At 58.4% G+C, this 16,345-nt stretch carries 15 protein-coding genes; 5 read left to right on the top strand and 10 right to left on the bottom strand.

Features of this window, described 5'->3' with window-relative positions:
- Positions 1–70 precede the first annotated feature (70 nt).
- The 7 genes from ACYVHC_RS02110 to ACYVHC_RS02140 all read right to left on the bottom strand — a co-directional run bounded on the left by ACYVHC_RS02110 (position 71) and on the right by ACYVHC_RS02140 (position 9,540).
- Positions 71–2,005, bottom strand: coding sequence for a propionyl-CoA synthetase (locus ACYVHC_RS02110; RefSeq protein ID WP_460612004.1), 1,935 nt, complete (start codon positions 2,003–2,005; stop codon positions 71–73).
- Between the two features lie 45 nt (positions 2,006–2,050).
- Positions 2,051–2,431: a response regulator transcription factor gene (locus ACYVHC_RS02115; protein WP_460612005.1), complete on the bottom strand. Its 381-nt coding sequence runs from the start codon at positions 2,429–2,431 to the stop codon at positions 2,051–2,053.
- Positions 2,432–2,547: 116 nt separating this feature from the next.
- Complete coding sequence (locus tag ACYVHC_RS02120; protein ID WP_460612006.1) at positions 2,548–5,322, bottom strand: ATP-binding protein; 2,775 nt, start codon at positions 5,320–5,322, stop codon at positions 2,548–2,550.
- 116 nt (positions 5,323–5,438) lie between these two features.
- Positions 5,439–5,657 carry a hypothetical protein gene (locus tag ACYVHC_RS02125; protein WP_460612007.1) on the bottom strand — a complete coding sequence of 73 codons (219 nt, stop codon included), beginning with the start codon at positions 5,655–5,657 and terminating at the stop codon, positions 5,439–5,441.
- A 161-nt stretch (positions 5,658–5,818) separates the two neighbouring features.
- Complete coding sequence (locus ACYVHC_RS02130) at positions 5,819–7,333, bottom strand: MFS transporter (RefSeq protein WP_460612008.1); 1,515 nt, start codon at positions 7,331–7,333, stop codon at positions 5,819–5,821.
- A 117-nt stretch (positions 7,334–7,450) separates the two neighbouring features.
- The gene (locus tag ACYVHC_RS02135) at positions 7,451–8,980 is read right to left on the bottom strand and encodes a hypothetical protein (RefSeq protein ID WP_460612009.1); all 1,530 of its coding nucleotides are present in this window, start codon (positions 8,978–8,980) and stop codon (positions 7,451–7,453) included.
- 137 nt (positions 8,981–9,117) lie between these two features.
- Positions 9,118–9,540, bottom strand: coding sequence for a transposase (locus ACYVHC_RS02140; protein WP_460612010.1), 423 nt, complete (start codon positions 9,538–9,540; stop codon positions 9,118–9,120).
- Positions 9,541–9,900: 360 nt separating this feature from the next.
- Between ACYVHC_RS02140 and ACYVHC_RS02145 the strand changes: the two genes are divergently transcribed.
- Positions 9,901–10,230: a hypothetical protein gene (locus ACYVHC_RS02145; RefSeq protein ID WP_460612011.1), complete on the top strand. Its 330-nt coding sequence runs from the start codon at positions 9,901–9,903 to the stop codon at positions 10,228–10,230.
- On the opposite strand, the gene ACYVHC_RS02150 is transcribed toward ACYVHC_RS02145, so the two are convergent.
- Positions 10,231–11,004, bottom strand: coding sequence for a DUF2490 domain-containing protein (locus ACYVHC_RS02150; RefSeq protein WP_460612012.1), 774 nt, complete (start codon positions 11,002–11,004; stop codon positions 10,231–10,233).
- Positions 11,005–11,078: 74 nt separating this feature from the next.
- Complete coding sequence (locus ACYVHC_RS02155) at positions 11,079–12,005, bottom strand: M28 family peptidase (RefSeq protein ID WP_460612013.1); 927 nt, start codon at positions 12,003–12,005, stop codon at positions 11,079–11,081.
- A gap of 93 nt (positions 12,006–12,098) precedes the next feature.
- Here ACYVHC_RS02155 and ACYVHC_RS02160 point away from each other — a divergent pair, with 93 nt between their 5' ends.
- The 3 genes from ACYVHC_RS02160 to ACYVHC_RS02170 all read left to right on the top strand — a co-directional run bounded on the left by ACYVHC_RS02160 (position 12,099) and on the right by ACYVHC_RS02170 (position 14,234).
- Positions 12,099–12,641 carry a hypothetical protein gene (locus ACYVHC_RS02160; protein ID WP_460612014.1) on the top strand — a complete coding sequence of 181 codons (543 nt, stop codon included), beginning with the start codon at positions 12,099–12,101 and terminating at the stop codon, positions 12,639–12,641.
- 74 nt (positions 12,642–12,715) lie between these two features.
- Positions 12,716–13,264 carry a hypothetical protein gene (locus ACYVHC_RS02165; RefSeq protein WP_460612015.1) on the top strand — a complete coding sequence of 183 codons (549 nt, stop codon included), beginning with the start codon at positions 12,716–12,718 and terminating at the stop codon, positions 13,262–13,264.
- Between the two features lie 46 nt (positions 13,265–13,310).
- Entirely contained in the window at positions 13,311–14,234 is a 924-nt protein-coding gene (locus ACYVHC_RS02170; RefSeq protein WP_460612016.1) for a flavin reductase family protein, read from the top strand.
- 547 nt (positions 14,235–14,781) lie between these two features.
- Here ACYVHC_RS02170 and ACYVHC_RS02175 read toward each other — a convergent pair.
- On the bottom strand, positions 14,782–15,636 hold the full coding sequence (locus ACYVHC_RS02175) for a GNAT family N-acetyltransferase (RefSeq protein ID WP_460612017.1): 855 nt from the start codon (positions 15,634–15,636) through the stop codon (positions 14,782–14,784).
- A gap of 295 nt (positions 15,637–15,931) precedes the next feature.
- Between ACYVHC_RS02175 and ACYVHC_RS02180 the strand changes: the two genes are divergently transcribed.
- On the top strand, positions 15,932–16,303 hold the full coding sequence (locus ACYVHC_RS02180) for a hypothetical protein (RefSeq protein ID WP_460612018.1): 372 nt from the start codon (positions 15,932–15,934) through the stop codon (positions 16,301–16,303).
- The last annotated feature ends 42 nt before the right edge of the window (positions 16,304–16,345 follow it).

The raw sequence follows: 16,345 nt of genomic DNA on the forward strand, positions 1-16,345 counted from the left end.
GAATGGTTTTGCGTCAGAATAAGGCTAGTAGCCAGGGTTTAGGCTAGAGCAAGGCCTAGTAAACTCGGCATCAGGCGCTGGCGGGCGGCGGGTTTTCAAATGCCTGCCCGATGCCGCGCCGCACCAGCACCTGCCGGATTTCGTCGAGGATGGCGGGGTCGTCGATTGTGGAGGGAATTACTAGGTCGTCGCCGTCGGCCAACTGCCGCAGGGTTTTGCGCAGAATTTTGCCCGAGCGGGTTTTGGGCAGGCGCTTCACCACGGCCGCGTGGCGGAAGCAGGCCACGGCCCCAATCTGCTCCCGAATCAGCTGCACCAGCTCCTGCTCCAGTTGAGGTTCTGCAATGCTCTGGCCGTCTTTTAGTACCACCAGGCCCGCCGGCACCTGGCCGCGCAGGGCGCAGGCAATGCCCATCACAGCGCACTCAGCCACGGCCGGGTGGGCGGCCAGCAGCTCTTCAATCTCGCCGGTGCTCAGGCGGTGGCCCGCCACGTTTATCACGTCATCTACGCGGCCCATAATGTAGAGGTAGCCTTCCGCGTCTTGGTATCCACCGTCGCCGGAGAGGTAGTAACCCGGAAACGCATCCAGGTAGCCGCGCTGAAACCGGACGTCGTCGTGCCAGAGCGTGGGCAGGCAGCCGGGCGGCAATGGCAGCTTCACGGCTACCAGGCCCGTAGTGCCAGGCGGTACTGGGTGGCCCCCTTCGTCCAGAATCTGTACATCGTAGCCAGGCACAGCGTGGCCGGCCGAGCCGGCGCGGGGCGGTGTCATATCGGGGAGCCCCACCATGGTAGCCAGCATCGGCCACCCCGACTCCGTTTGCCACCAATGGTCTACTACCGGCACCTGCAGCGTGTGGGCAGCCCACTCGTAGGTGGCAGGGTCACACCGTTCGCCGGCCAAAAAGAGGTAGCGCAGGCTGCTCAGGTCGTAGCGGCGGGCCAATGCACCTTCGGGGTCTTCTTTCTTGATGGCCCGAATGGCAGTAGGCGCCGTGAACAGCACGCTCACCTTGTGGTTGTGCACCACGCGCCAGAACGTGCCGGCATCGGGGGTGCGCACGGGCTTGCCTTCGAACAAGACGCTCGTGCAGCCGTGCAAAAGCGGCCCGTACACAATGTAGCTGTGGCCCACTGCCCACCCAATGTCAGAAGCGGCCCAGAACGTTTCGCCGGGTGCTACCCCGTAAATGGCGCTCATGCTGTACTTCAGCGCTACGGCGTGGCCACCGTTGTCGCGGAGCACGCCTTTGGGCTTGCCGGTGGTACCGGAGGTGTACAGAATATACAATGGGTCGGTAGCATCGAGCGGCACGGCTTCCACAGGCTCGGCACCTAGTAACTCCTGGTAATCTATGTCGCGCCCGGGCTGCATATCAGCGGATACAAACGCGCGCTGATGCACTACCACGTGCTCCGGCTGGTGGTGCGCCAGCTTGATAGCGGCATCCACGAGGGGCTTGTACGGAACAATTTTATCCACCTCCAGTCCGCCCGAAGCACAGATTATGGCGCGGGGCCGGGCATCATCAATCCTGATGGCCAGTTCATGCGGTGCAAACCCTCCAAACACAACCGAATGAATAGCCCCCAGGCGGGCGCAGGCCAGCATGGCTACCACGGCCTCGGGCAGGTTGGGCATATAAAGTATCACCCTATCTCCTTTCTCGACCCCAAGCTGGCGCAGGCCGCCCGCAAACCGGGCCGTGAGGTTCAGCAGCTCGCGGTACGTGAGGCGGCGCACGGTGCTGGTTACCGGCGAGTCGTACACCAGGGCCACTTGGTCGGCGCGGCCGTTTTCCACATGGTAATCGAGGCAGAGGTAGGCCGTGTTGAGTTGGCCGCCTTTAAACCACCGGTAGAAACCCGTATCGGGGGCCTGGCTGAGCACCGGTTGGGGCGGCTCCTGAAACCAATGCAACTGGCGGGCCTGCTCCGCCCAAAACTCGGCGGGAGTAGCCAGGCTGGCGGCATGCGCGGCGGCGTAAGATGAGGCATTCATGGGCGGGAGGGGTTGAGGGCGGACGGGAACCTAGGCGCAGCCAGTTTACACCGGTGCCTTAATCAGTTCTTTCACTTTTTCCATCAGCTGGCGGGTACTGAAGGGCTTCGGAATGTAGAGGTCGGCGCCGGCGTCGTAGCCCTTCTGGATATCGGCTTCCTTGCTTTTAGCCGACAGGAACACGACGCGGGTAGCGGCGCGGTCGGGGCGCTGGCGCAGGTGCCGGCACACGTGGTAGCCATCCACGTCGGGCATCATCACATCCAGCAGCACCACATCAAACGGAGTGTGGTCCACGGCCTCTAGCGCCTCGGTGCCGTTGCGGGCAATACTGACGCGGTAGCCGTTTTTGCGCATCAGAAACTCCAACGACATCACGATGTTGGGCTCATCGTCAACAATCAGAATATGGGGAGGCGTCGGCATGACGAAGGAAATCAAGGTTGTTTTCGAAAGGAACAGGGGCTGAAATCAGAGCAAAACTTGAGAAGCTGGCGGCGGGCTCTGAGTAGGTGAGGCGAGGGTTTGCGGCCGATAAGTGCCTAGGGCGCCGTACCAGGCGGCCCCGGGTCGGGGGCAGCTACTAGGGGCAGCTCAAAGGAAAACCGCGCGCCTTGTTCCGGCGCACTTTCCACCCAAATGCGACCAGCATGCAGCTCCACAATCTTTTTGGTGATGGCCAGCCCCAGCCCCGAGCCCTCGGGCTTGCGCATGGTTTGGTTGCGGGCCTGGAAAAACTTGTCGAAGATGAGCTGGTGAAAATCCGGATCGATGCCTTTGCCGTTGTCCTGCACCGTGATGCGCAGGGCGTCGCCGGGCGTTTCCACCACCACCGCAATGCGCCCCGTACCATCGGGCCGGCACGATTTGATGGCGTTGCTGAGCAGGTTCATAAGCACCTGCATCAGCCGGTCTCGGTCGCCGAATAAGGGCGGCAAACCCGGCGGCACCGAGAGGTCGAGGTGCAGGTGCTTGTCGCGCAGGAGCTGGCCCACGGCTTCCAGCGCATCGGTAATGACATCGGCCACATCCACGGGGCTTTTTTCCAGCGTGGCCTTCCCCGATTCGTACTTCTCCAGGTCCAGTACTAGGGTAATCAGCCGGCTCAACCGTTCCGATTCCTTGGTGATAATCAGCAGAAACCGGTGGCGCTCTTCTTCCTCCAGATCGGGATTATCAGTGAGGATTTCCGACAGGGCCCGGATGCTAGTAAGCGGCGTGCGCAGCTCGTGCGTTACGGTGTACAAGAACTCGTCTTTATGCTGATCCAGCTCCTGCAGCTGGTCGTAAGCGGCTTGCAGCTCACCGGTGAGGCGCTGCAATTGGCGCTGCTGTTTCTGGAGCTGGCGGTTGGCTTCCAGCAGTTGCTGGCTTTCCTTCAGAATGCCCACTACGTTGTCAAAACTAATATCCTCTACCCCTACCGAGGAGCTAAGCAGCAGCCGCGCCGAAGCCGGACCAATGGAACCGGCCAGCAGCTTCTCCACGTAAGCCAGCAGCCTGGGGTCGGCTTGGGGCGGGGTTACGCCTTCGGTAAGATGCGCATCCGGAAACCGCTCCTGAAAGGCGTGCAGGGCCTGGTTGGTGCGCTTTTTACCCAGGAAGCCCGTGAGCAACACGCGCACATCGGGCAACGGCGCTACGCCCTGCCAGCCGGCCGGTCCCTCGAACGCGTTGCCATACCGAAACACATCCACGAATACGCTGGCCTGGTGCTGCTCTAGGGCCGTTGGTGCCCGCATCAACGACACGCCCACGTAGCACCCCAAATTGAAAAACCAGCTCCAGAACAGTCCATGCGACAAATAATCCAGCCCTTCCAGCCCGAACAGCGCGAACGGCCGGAGTATGTGCAGTCCAAACAGCCCTTCGGTTAGAATGGCATCGGGCAGCAGGTCAGGACCAATCATGGTGGGAAATACCAGCGTGAAAAACCACACCACAAAGCCCGCCAGAATACCGGCCGTAGCGCCCTGCCGCGTGCCGCCTTTCCAGTACAGCCCCCCCAGCACCACCGGCACAAACTGCGCTACCGCCGCAAACGACACCAACCCAATATTGACGAGCGGCAGCAAATGGCCCACCTCGGCATAGTAGCCGTAGGCCAGTAGTAGCACCAGCACCACCGCCAAGCGGCGGCTGTGCAGGGCTATCTGGCCGAGGTAGGCAAACCAGCGCGGCCCCTCGGCGCGGGCCGCCGGAATGCGCACCAGCAAAGGCATAAGCAGGTGGTTGCTCATCATCACGCTCAGGGCAATGGTTTCCACGATAATCATGGAGGAAGCCGCCGACAAACCGCCTAGGTAGATCAGCAGCGCCAACCAGGGCTGCCCGGCTTGCAAGGGTAACGCCAGCACAAACGTATCGGCGTCTAGCTGCCCGGCCCCATCAAGCAAGCGCCCGCCAAAGGCCAGCGGCATCACAAACAGGTTGATAACGATGAGGTACAACGGGAACAGCCACATGGCTTTGCGCAGATGGTCCTCGTTCACGTTCTCTACTACCGACACCTGAAACTGCCGCGGCAGCAGTAGAATAGCCGCCATGCTCAGCAGCAGCAGCGTAAACCACTGAGCCCCACTGGTACCGGCCCCGTGCAGCGTGAACAGGCGGCGCAAATCGGGCAGGGCAGCCGCCCGCTCAAATACATCGGTAAAGCCATCAAACAGGCCATAGGTCACGAATAGGCCGGCGGCCAGAAAGGCTACCAGCTTCACGAGGCTTTCCAAGGCTACGGCCAGCACCATACCCTCGTGGCGCTCGGTGGTTTCAATGGAGCGTACCCCAAAAATGATGGTAAAAAACGCGAGGGCTACCGTGGTGATAAAGGCCGAGGAAACCGCCACGCCGCTGGTAGCCAGCATGTTGCCGTCGCCACCAGTCAAAATATCAAAGGAAGCGGCAATAGCCTTGATTTGCAGCGAGATGTACGGCACCACGCCCAGCACGCACACTACCGTTACGAGGGCGCCCAGCCAAGCACTTTTCCCATAGCGCGCCGAGATAAAGTCGGCAATGGACGTAAGGCGCTGCAACCGGCAGATGCGGATGATTTTACGCAGCACCAGCCAGGCCGCCGGGGCCATCAGGGTGGGCCCCAGGTAAATCCCGATGAACTCGAGGCCAAAGTGCGCCGCCCGCCCCACCGAGCCATAATACGTCCAGGCGGTGCAGTACACGGCCATGCTCAGGGCGTACACATAGGGGTTGCTCACGAGGCTCCGCCGGGCCGCCGAGCGTCGCTCAGCCGCATAGGCTACCCCAAACAACAAGGCAAGGTAGCCGAAGGAAAAGCCAATGACGAGCAGCGTATTCAAGGGTGGGAAGCGAGTGGGTGAACAGAACCAGAACGAGGGACAAGCGGACCGCCAGGTGGTGGCGCAGAATAGGTAGAGCAGGTTTGAGGCCTGAGGGCACCTAGTAGCGCAGCGGCTTATTCTTTGCGGCGCACCAGCCAGCCCGTGAGCAGCACCAGCAGCACCCATACCACAAACACATATAGGTACAGCACCGGAATGCCGGCCACCAGCCTTTCTTGGTCAACAACTCCCAGGAAGGGAAACGTAAACAGCACCGCAAACAGCACCGCTACAAACAGCAGACGCTGGCCGCGGCGTTGCTCGGGGCGCTCTTGTAAAGAAGGGCTGGCCATGGCAGGGTTGCTACAAGGTCGAGGCCTAGTCTTTTTCTGGGCCCTAGACGGTGGGAATGGTAAGTTGTGAAAAAGTCCGCCGAACCACCGGCCCGACGGACTTTTCTTCCGCAACTCAACTCATGAGCTGACCGGAATGTCAGTACAAAGTCAACGAAGGGCTAGGCCGCGGTTTCTTCGTCCATGAGCTTCACGTTGCGCACATCCTTCATCAGGGCTTGGCCAATAAACCAGCAGATTAGGGCAATACCTACCGGATAAATCAGGCCGGCCAGCGTGCTGTGCTCCTTAATAAAGGGCGTATCGGAGGCGGCGGCGCGCAGCGTGAGGGCCGTGGCAATCAAGGGCACAAAGCCCCCGAAAACGCCGTTACCGATGTGGTACGGTAAGGAAAGCGAGGTGTAGCGCACTTTGGTCGGGAACAGCTCCACGAGGTAGGCAGCAATCGGGCCATAAGCCATCGTCACGAACAGCACCAGGCAGAACGTCAGGGCCGTCATGGCCAACAGGTTCGGCGAGAGGGCCTTCATCACGGCTGGAACGGCTTTGCCAGTGGCATCCACGGTGGCAGCGGTTACCTCCGAGAGCGGACCGGCGAACTGCTTGAGGCCGTAGAAGATAGGGAACGTGAACAACGCTCCGCAGAGCAGGCCCATCATGATAATCTTCTTGCGGCCAATGCGGTCAGAAAGCGAGCCGAAGTACACGAAGAACGGGGTAGCCAGAATCAGGGCGCTGCACAGCACCAAGCTGGCATCTACCAGGTCAAGTTTCAGGGTGTTCTGCATGAACGAGTACGCATAGAATTGGCCCGTGTACCACACCACGCCCTGGCCCATGGTAGCGCCGAACAGCGAAATCAGCACCAACCGGCGGTTTACGGGGTTCACGAATGACTCACGCAGCGGGTTGCTGCTCGTTTTGCCTTCTGACTTCGCCTTAGCAAACAATGGCGACTCATGCAGCTTCCGACGGATATAGTACGACGCAATTACCAACAGGCCCGAGAGCAGGAACGGAATGCGCCAGCCCCACTCCTTGAAGGCCGCTTCTCCCATCGTTTTACGCGTCACGATAATCACCAGAATACTCAGCAGCAGGCCGGCCGTGGCCGTAATCTGGATAAAGCTGGTGTAGTAGCCGCGGCGGTTGTCCGGCGAGTGCTCGGCTACATACGTGGTAGCGCCGCCGTACTCGCCGCCTAGGGCCAGGCCTTGCAGCAAGCGAAGCAGCGTTACGATAATGGGTGCCGCAATGCCAATTTTATCGTAGCTCGGGATGAGGCCCGTCACGAAGGTAGCGCCGCCCATAATCAGCAGCGTGAGCAGGAACGTGTACTTGCGCCCGATCATGTCGCCGATGCGACCAAAGAACAGCGCCCCAAACGGCCGCACCACGAAGCCCGCCCCAAACACAGCCAGCGTGCCCAGAATCGTGTCTTCAATCTTGCCCGTAGAGCCAAATAGCACCGGCCCAATGATAGCGGCCAGCGACCCGAAGATGTAGAAGTCGTACCACTCGATAACGGTGCCCACCGAGGAAGCGGTAATCACCTGCCAGATTTTGCTGGTCGAGACGGTGTTGTTGTCGTGGGCAATGGCATCGTCGGCAGAGGACGCGCCGCCCAGGGGCGCGGCGCCGGCGTAGGCGTCGCGCTGCGGTAAATTCTGGTGCATGCGTGGTGGGAGTTGTGGTGGTGAAAGAAGATGCCAGAAGTCAGAAATAAGCCGGGCAGGCGCAGAGCAACGCAGGGCATTCCCCAACGCTTTGCCCCCCTTCCGGGCCTAGCGCACTTACAGCGAAACCTGGGTCTGGAGCGTGATTTCCGGACGATATTTCACGTCGTTCACGTTCGTGAAATCGGGCCGGGCGCGGTAGTTGAGCGTGAATTTGGCGTTGTGCCCATCGATGTAAAAGTTGGCACCCGCATCGAAGATGTTCACGTTTTTCTGCTCGCCGTTGCTGGTGCGCAGCCCCTCGTAGCCGGCTAGCAGGTGCGAGGCATACGGCTGCATCCGGAGCTTGGGGCCAAACAGGTTTTTGGGGAGCAGGTAGCCGGCCTGCACGTAGCCTACGTTGCCGGTACCGGAGTGCGGTACGGCGTTGCCGCGGCGGGCATCGGCGCCGTAGCCGGGGTTAGAGGCCCCGATGAAGCGCACATGGTTGGGGCCCATGTTGTAGTTGTAATACACGCCGTACACTGTAAGGGCCGTGCCGGCTTCCTTGTTGATGGGCGTATCAAAAAACACGTCGGCCGAGAACAGAGCAATGTCGTGCTTTTCGGTGCCAATGGCGGCGGTTTGCGCGGGCGTGAAGGCCGTGCCGGGCACGCTCACGATGCTGTTCGTGGGCCTCGACACCATGCCATCCTTGTTGTAGAAGAAGCCCGCACCAATGTTGAACACGCGCTTGGCGCCTAGGTACGTTCCCACGTTAAAGGGCAGCAGGTTGGCTTCCTGATCCAGGAACTCGTAGCTGAAGTAGCCCTGGTAGATGTGGTTGGTGCCCTGGGGGTTGTACTGGGCGGTGTTGTTGCCAGTGCTGGTGGTAATCTGGTCAGGAGCGGCACCAGTGGTTACGGTGGTGCCCAGGCCTAGCGGCGTGCTGAAAGCGCCCGTCTGGTTGGTCAGCATCGACTCATTCACCGACAACGCGTAATCGAGCTTACCTACGCGGCCCTTGCCGTATACGCCAATGCCCCGCACAAACTGGTCAATGGCTTCAATGGTGGGCCAGTTGGTGAGCGGCGCATCCAGCGTAAGGAAGTTAATGGTGCTGGAGCGCGTCATGCGCGAAAGGCCGTTCTGGTAGTGCATGCCGGCACCCAGGTTCAGGTACTGGTTCACTTTGTACTCCACCACTGCCTCGTGCACAAAAATCTGCGGCTTCTTGCCATCAACCGTTGGGTTAAAGCCACCACTTACAGCCGTTTGGTTGTTAATTCCGATGTGGCTGTACACCAGAAACCGGGGGTTCAGCTGCGAAAGAATAATCAGACGGGAACGACGAAGGGCAAAGTCCAGCTGGTCGTCCTGAGGTTTACCGGGAGCACGCAGCGTGCCGGTGTTGTTCTTAGTGTAACGCGACCATACTTGGTGCCAAGTGATGAAACGCACGTACTTGCTGCCATCGGGCGAGAGGTTGAACTTCATACCCGCGCCATACGGAGCCGACTCCGTAGGAACCTGTGGCACAGGCGGATTGCCGGGCTCAGCAGGCGGCGGAGCAGGCTGCCCACCGGCGGGCGGAGGCTGTATTTGAGCCGTAGCACCGGCAGCTGTAAGCAAGGCACTCACGGCCAGCGCGTAACGAGTGGTTCGCATGGGGTTTGGGGGATTTGGGGTTGGGATGGATCAGGACGAGCAGCTAGCAGCCATACGCCACCGAACTGGTGTCCCTAAGTAGAGGATTCCCCGCGCAGAAGTCACGCCCACGTTATAGTTCTGCTAACCCTATAGCTCTACCCCTGCCGAAACCGCTCCCAGCGAATCATCATGTACTTATCGCCGAGTTCTGTGACGACCAGCCCTGCCCCCTTCAGATTCTCGGGCTTCTGAAAAAACTCTGCCAGCTCTTTCTGATTCAGAATTTTATAGGTGGGGTGGTACTCGGTCTGGCGGGGGGCTTTTACCCCATATTTTTTCACCCAGTTCATCACCGAAACGTGGCTCACGCCCAGCAGGCGCTCAATTTCGCGGTAGCTCACGCCCTCCACATAGAGTTGCAGCGCCTTGATGACGTAATACGAGTTGATTTCCTTTCCGGCCTTTGCCACCGAAAAGTGGTAGCCGCAGTTCTTGCACTTAAATCGTTGCCGGCCGCCCACAATCCCACTTTTGGTCGCATCAGCGGCATCACACTTCGGGCAGACAGGAACTGACATCAGCAGGTAAGTAAGTGGTTACTGTACTAAAGCTATAGCATTTTAGTAAAGATATACTATTTTAGCAAAGATTGTATACAGACATAACTAAGCAACAGAATGGGAAGATACCGACCATATAGCAAAGTGAGAGGAGGCAAGCGCCACTTGATGCGGCTACAGGCTGGCAGTATTAAGCCAGCTATCCTTTCTATTGATGCACTTTTAAAACGCCATTATTTCCACGAGTTGCTTGGGTTGCACCCGTGGCACTGGCACCACCGGACACCACCTAAGTTAGTACGGCAGCTAGCGGCGCAGCATCTGCTCACCACCTTTTTTGCCTGGCAACCGGTTTTAGCTTCATTAGGAGAGCCTAGTGTGTCCACTATCTGGTTGGTAGGGCCTGCGTTTGCGCACAGCTCAGAGGTGGTTGTGAGTATTCGGGAGAATAGGCGCCAATACCTGGAAAGCGACCATGAGCCCGATCCGGCCAGACCTCCCTTACCGATAGAGTATGCTGAGTTGCCCGGCGCAGATAAATTGACGTGGCGCACGCAGCCCTATGAAGTATGGCACGAAGCGGACGACTACCCCGACGGCTGGCCCGACGATTTCCTCCGCCGCCCCCATTATGAATACGAATACCCGGATGGGGCCCGCTATCTGGTGGTGCAGACCGGCTGGATGTGGGTAGGTCAGCTGCTCTAACTAGTCTCCCGTAAAATCCAGGTTATACAGCACATTTAGCCGGAAACCGTGGTTGATTTCAAATACCGGCCGACCCGAAACAGGCTCCGGTAAGGCGTGCTGACTAATTTGGTAGAGGTAATTCAATTCTACCTTCGTGTTTTCGCTGAACTGGTAGCCTAATCCACCGGAAAGCCGGTTTTGGTTGAACACGTTGTCGCCGACGTTGCGGCCGAAGCCGAGGAACACTTCATCGAAGGCATTGAGGTAGTATTCGCCATCTTCAACCGTGGGGCCTTGCAGCGGAAACTGCACCGAGAGCTGGTAGCGGATGCGGTTTTGGTACTCCCAGTCTTGCACCGGGCCACGGCCTTGCTCATTGCGGGAGCCTAGCCAGCGCTGCTCCAGGCGCAAGCGGTGCGTAAGCGTGAGTCGGCCTAGCGCGTCCAGCAGGGAAATATCCTCATACAGGCGCTGCTCGGGTTCCGGCCGGTTAGGTACGGTGGGGTAACTGCCGTAGCGGTGCGCCTGGAAGTAGGTGTAGCCACCCGAGACGCTTACCCGTTCCGACAGCTCCCGCACCAGCCCGAGCCGCGCCAGTTGCTGTTGTGGGGCGCGCAGCCAGTTCACGCGGCGCCATTGGTACTCAGTGTGCAGCGCCCATTTTTTTGAGAGCTGATGGTCGCCGGCGTACACCAGCCAGCCGAGGGTGTTCCGGTCGAGCAGGCGCTGGGCTTGGCCGTAGCTGGCGGTTGCCAGGGCGCAGCACCCTAGCAGAAGCAAAAGTTTTTTCATGAAGAGGGCTGCCACGGACAGACAGGTACTGCTGCGTACGCCGCCGGGCCCTCGGAGTTGGCGGCTCTTCTCGATTACATAGTCAGGATGGTAGCCAGCACGGCATCAACGGCTAGCCCCAAGCGGCGCATATCCAGGCGGTTTAGGGTGTCGGTGGGCTCGTGGTAGTGCTTGTTGCGGTAGAAGGCCGTATCCGTGAGCAAGACGGCCGGATAGCCGAAGTGCCAATAATTGAGGTGGTCCGAGAAGTCGATGCCGGGCAGCCAGGCGGGCGCCTTAAAACGCTTCACCGGCAACGCAGCGCTGGCTTTGTAACGGCGCGCAAACTGACGCCCAAATCGGCCGTTGCCGAATTTCTGCGCTACCGTTACGTAGTTGCCGCGGCTACCATATACCCATTTCAGCGCCCCCACCGGGTAGTCCTGGCTGCCGGTTTGGTCGTTGAAGTAGCCTAGCATTTCCAGCGCCACCATGCCGCGCACGGGCACGCCGGCATCGTGCAGGCTCTTGGCGTGCACGTAGCTGCCCATCTGCTTGGTCCGGAAATACGGTGGCTCTTCCAGCGTGTAGGCTACTAGGTCGATGCGGTAGGGCAACCGTGGCTGCTGGCCTAGCAGGCGGGCCAGCTCCAGAAGCGCCGCCACGCCCGTCCCGTTGTCATCGGCGCCGGGCTGCTCACCGCACACATCATAGTGCGCCCCCACAATCAGCCTTGGACCGGTTTCGGGCCCGAAACTACCTAGTACGTTGCGGTAGGTGCGGCCCTGCACCGCATAAGGCTGTTCACTAGGCTTGGCACCGGCAGCAAGTAGTTGGGCGGTAATGTAGTCGGCGGCTTGGTTGAGACTGGCTTCATGCAGGTAGTTGCGCGGTTCAGGCGTGGTTGTGAGGGCTACCAGGTGGCGGCGCAAGCGGGCCGTATCGGCCGGACTATGTGCCGCTACGCAACAAACCGAACTCAGCAGCAAGCACGTCTTCACAACCATAGTCCGTAGCAGCATAGCGAATTCCCTTTACTAAGTGTAGCAGCTAGATGCTGGTCGGTTACTTTTGGTTGTCTGAGCCTTTATCTTGGGCTCCTATCCACTTCTTCCGTGCCAACCTCGCCTAGCCCCGCTCCTGCTCGCAACCTGTGGCTTTACGGAAGCAGTGTGCTGGCCGTGTTACTGCTATTGCAGTTTGAAACCAGTACCTGGCTTTTTCCGCTGCCACTGCTGCTGGTGTTGCCCGGGCTAGTAGGTTGCTTTGTGATTGGGTGGTGGAAAAGACACGCTCTGAGAGCATATGCGTTGCTGACGGCAGGGCTTCTGCTTTTGCAAATTCCGGCTTTTTCTCTGCTCCATTCCCTGCAAGATAAAGCCACGCAACGGCGGGCCCAGGTTGTTATCAGGCAGCTGAAGCGCTACCGCACCGAGCACGGAGCCTACCCTGATTCCCTGGCGCAACTTCTGCCACAGTATGCACCGGAGCTACCCAAAACCGGCTTTGGGCTGTTGTACCCCGCCCCTTTCTTCTATCAGCTGCTACCTACCGATACTGCTCTCGGGGGCTCGGCTTTCGAGTTAGGCTATGCCCAAGGTCTGCTGTTTCAGGCTACGTATTCCAGCCAGAGTGAAAAGTGGTCTTACCAGGATTAGAACACCTTACGCCCTGCTTTTCAAGGAAGTTTGTATTCTTGTGCTCTATGCTCAGTTAGTTGATACCGATACTTATGCAAAACAAAAAAGGGTATTCGTGGTGGCAGCTGAGCTTGTTACTGACGGTGGCGCTTCTTTACCTGCACACTGAGTGCAGTGAGCCGCTGCTGTTTATGGTGCAACTCCCCCTAGCGGGTGCCCTAGGCCTGGTGTACGGGTGGGCCCGCATATATTCTCCTGCCACTGCCCGCCGGCTATGGCCCGTTGCGGCCGCGGTTGGGGTAGCCAGCCTGGCTAGCCTGTTGGGCATGCCGCCGATTTATGCCTGGCAGCGCGACCAAACCCAGCGGCACGCCGTGGCTTATGTACACCACCTGGAGCAATATTATCAAGCGCATGGTAGCTACCCCCACCAGGCAGCGCAACTGTTTCCTGCTTACCTACCGCACCTGCCCAGCACGGCGCAGGGGCTGTTGTTTAAGCGTCCGTTTCGGTACCAGTTAGCCAGCAGCCGGAAACCGGGGGCTGCGTCTGCGCCCGGTTTCCAGCTGAGCTATTATGTCGGGGCCGCAGTAGATGCCTCGTACTGGAGTGAGACCAAGCAGTGGGAAAGTGAAGACTAATTGCGGAGAAAGCCGCAATTTCGGGCCGTAAACCTAGCTTCCACCCATGCCCACTCCCACCCCGTTCCGCAGCATCGTTCCTACCGACCTCAAACCCAGCGACTGGCACCCCTTCATGGTGGGTGCCGTGGCCCCGCGCCCGGTGGCGTTTGTGAGCACCCAGGATGCTGAAGGCAACGTGAACCTGAGCCCCTTCAGCTTCTTTAACTGCTTCGGCTCGAACCCGCCCATTCTGGTGTTTTCGCCGGCCAACCGCGTGCGCGACAACTCCCAGAAGCACACCCTGGAAAACGTGCGCGAGGTAGCCGAATGCGTCATCCATATCTGCGACTACGCCATGGTAGAGCAGATGTCATTGGCCAGCACCGAGTACGCCAAGGGCGTAAACGAATTTGTAAAAGCCGGCTTCACGGAGGTAGCCAGCCAGCAGGTGCGCCCCCCGCGGGTGCTGGAAGCGCCGGCCGCCTTCGAGTGCGTGGTAGAGCAAGTAGTGCCCCTGGGCACCAACAACGGCGCCGGCAATCTGGTCATCTGCCGCGTGGTGCTGGCCCATTTCCGCGAAGACATCATTCTGCCCTCCGGCATTGGCATCGACCCCGAAAAGCTTGACGCCATTGCTCGCCTTGGCGGCGACTGGTACAGCCGGGCCTCGGGCGCTAGCCTCTTCGAGGTGCCCAAGCCAAACCGTAACCTCGGCATCGGCTTCGATCAGCTCCCTGAGCACATCCGCACCTCCGAAATCCTGACGGGCAACAACCTAGGCCGCCTGGCCAACATCGAGCAGCACGCGCTACCCTCTTCTGAAGAGGTAACCGCGTTCCGCCAAGAGCCCATCGTGAGCTACACCCTCAACAAGCACCGCCACGAGCCCGCGCAGCAGCGCCAGGAGCTCATGTTACTAGGCCAGAAATTGCTGGAAGAGGGCCGGTTGCTGGATGCCTGGAAGGTGCTATTGCTGGCTGGCGAGTAGCTTGTGCAACTGCTTACACAAGAATTGCTCTTGCCTCTGGGTATAGCTGGCTTATTACGACGAGGAAGTATACCATGCGCACACTGCTATTACTACTGGTCATCACTCTAATAAGCATTGCCGTTGCGGCCCTAGGTTTGTTGTGGGTATTAGCTAAGCATTACTCTGATGCACTAAGAGAGGGGTATGTCTACCTCTATTTCTTCATACTAATTTTTGGCGGCTGGGTGTATCTTTTAGCTTACCCAGTTTATCAGGGGATAATGGAGAAATCCTTATCAAAGAGCACTTACAAAAGCATGAGGGTTGGTGCAACACTCGGTATAGGAACCAGCTTTTTAGTGTTGATCAGTAATTTTAGCGGACCAGGTACCTGGTATCAGTCCGTTTTATACGTTGCCACATTCGGTCTGAGCGGATGCGTGTATGGCCTGCTGTGTCACTGGCTTTTACTGAAACGCAGCCTTAACGGGTAGTATATCTAGGCAGGAATGAGCTATTCGCACTTCCCGTTTGGCAAGCACCTTATTACACTTCTTCCGGGTATTCATCGCGCTAGCGGACACACCATTTCATAAAGCGCTAGCTCCGTTTGCTGCCAGCCACAGGCGCGCAGAAAGTCGGTGCCGCTACCTTCCGGAACCAGGGAAGGCACCACCAGGGGCTGGTCAGGAAACTGGGCCTCCAGCGCACGTACCAGCCGCGTGCCCCAGCCCTGTCGCCTGCTTTCCCTAGGTACCAGCAGCGCCATAACCCGTTGGCTAGTAGCATCAGGCCGAACCAGGGCGTAGGCGTGCTCCTGCAATCGAAAGGCGCGGGCGGGCTTGGTTACGCTCAGTAGGGTTTCGCCGCTGCTCATCCAGGGCATTGGTTCGTTCGTTTCGCGCAGTACCGTGCGGGCTAGCTCCAGCGGGTCCATTTCTGTTAGCGTATCAACGGCCACCGGTACTAGGCCTGCTTCTCGCCGATACCCTAGTAGCTGCCGCGTAATCCGGAACCCCAACCGCTCATACAGCCGAATGGCGGGCGCGTTTACGGTAAAAACTTCCAGCAGCATGCTCTGGTCGCCGCGCAGGCGGGCTTCTTCGAGAGCCGAACTCAGCATGGTTTTACCCAAGCCTTGGTTCCGAAACTCTGGCACCAGCCCCATGGCTGCTACCCGGCTTTGCCAGCCGCGCCGGGCGATAAATACCACCCCTACCAACTCTTCGCCCTGAAACCATAACCGGCTTACGCTGGGGTCTAGGTGCTCACCCCGGAAGCGCCGCTCAAACGAGGCCGCATCGAACTCCATGGGCACGAAATACCCCTGAAACGAACGGGTCATGGCCTCGGCTACCTCGGCCGAGGCGAATTCTAAAACAGAACGGGCAGTGAGGCTAGCATTAGAGTAGTCAGGCATCAGGCATTTTCGTTGGCACAGAGAAACGAAGGCTGTTTCCTCGCGTTTTCAGATAGGAATTCAAACAAAAGAAAAAGCCTGCACATACGTACAGGCTTGGCGGGCATTTGCGGTAGAACGAGCTTTTCTTAGTTCCGCAAGGCGATGCTAGGGCCAGGCCTTTGCGATTTATATCTTAGATATTTCCTAAGCATGCATTAGCGTATGCAACCAAACAGTCGATCATAGGATCTTGAATACACCGTTGATATACCAGCACCCTGTTAACATCACTTAACTAACTTTTATGAGATACTTGGCTATACTTTTCTTACTAACCGCTGTGATGCTTACAGCAGGGTGCAAAAAAGACACAAGCGTTCATCCCAATCAAAGCTGCGATGATGAGTATGTTTTGGCTACTTATCAAAACAAAGAAGCGGTTGTCACGAGGACAGAACCGAATACTTATTGCCTTATCGTTGATGAAAATGACCTTGCTAGCGGGCAATACACCCTTGACAATTATTTGGTACCTGTCTCCCCTCTACCATCCCAATATCAAGTAGTAGGGTTACGAGTACTGCTCACTGGCCGTAAAAAAAGCTGTTATGGATTGACCACCTTACCTGAATTAAGGACCATGTTTGGCTATAAGCTAGAGGTAGATAATATTCAACCGAAGTAGAGCATAGATAGAAGTCGTAGGACTCCCTATGCAGTGTGTCAG

This window comes from Hymenobacter seoulensis (genome assembly GCF_054780535.1).

Coding starts and splice junctions, on each gene's coding strand:
- ACYVHC_RS02125 (WP_460612007.1), bottom strand. CDS start 5,657: ATGGCCAGCCCTTCTTTACAAGAGCGCCCCGAGCAACGCCGCGGCCAG.
- ACYVHC_RS02115 (WP_460612005.1), bottom strand. CDS start 2,431: ATGCCGACGCCTCCCCATATTCTGATTGTTGACGATGAGCCCAACATC.
- ACYVHC_RS02110 (WP_460612004.1), bottom strand. CDS start 2,005: ATGAATGCCTCATCTTACGCCGCCGCGCATGCCGCCAGCCTGGCTACT.
- ACYVHC_RS02170 (WP_460612016.1), top strand. CDS start 13,311: ATGCCCACTCCCACCCCGTTCCGCAGCATCGTTCCTACCGACCTCAAA.
- ACYVHC_RS02130 (WP_460612008.1), bottom strand. CDS start 7,333: ATGCACCAGAATTTACCGCAGCGCGACGCCTACGCCGGCGCCGCGCCC.
- ACYVHC_RS02140 (WP_460612010.1), bottom strand. CDS start 9,540: ATGTCAGTTCCTGTCTGCCCGAAGTGTGATGCCGCTGATGCGACCAAA.
- ACYVHC_RS02165 (WP_460612015.1), top strand. CDS start 12,716: ATGCAAAACAAAAAAGGGTATTCGTGGTGGCAGCTGAGCTTGTTACTG.
- ACYVHC_RS02155 (WP_460612013.1), bottom strand. CDS start 12,005: ATGCTGCTACGGACTATGGTTGTGAAGACGTGCTTGCTGCTGAGTTCG.
- ACYVHC_RS02175 (WP_460612017.1), bottom strand. CDS start 15,636: ATGCCTGACTACTCTAATGCTAGCCTCACTGCCCGTTCTGTTTTAGAA.
- ACYVHC_RS02135 (WP_460612009.1), bottom strand. CDS start 8,980: ATGCGAACCACTCGTTACGCGCTGGCCGTGAGTGCCTTGCTTACAGCT.
- ACYVHC_RS02150 (WP_460612012.1), bottom strand. CDS start 11,004: ATGAAAAAACTTTTGCTTCTGCTAGGGTGCTGCGCCCTGGCAACCGCC.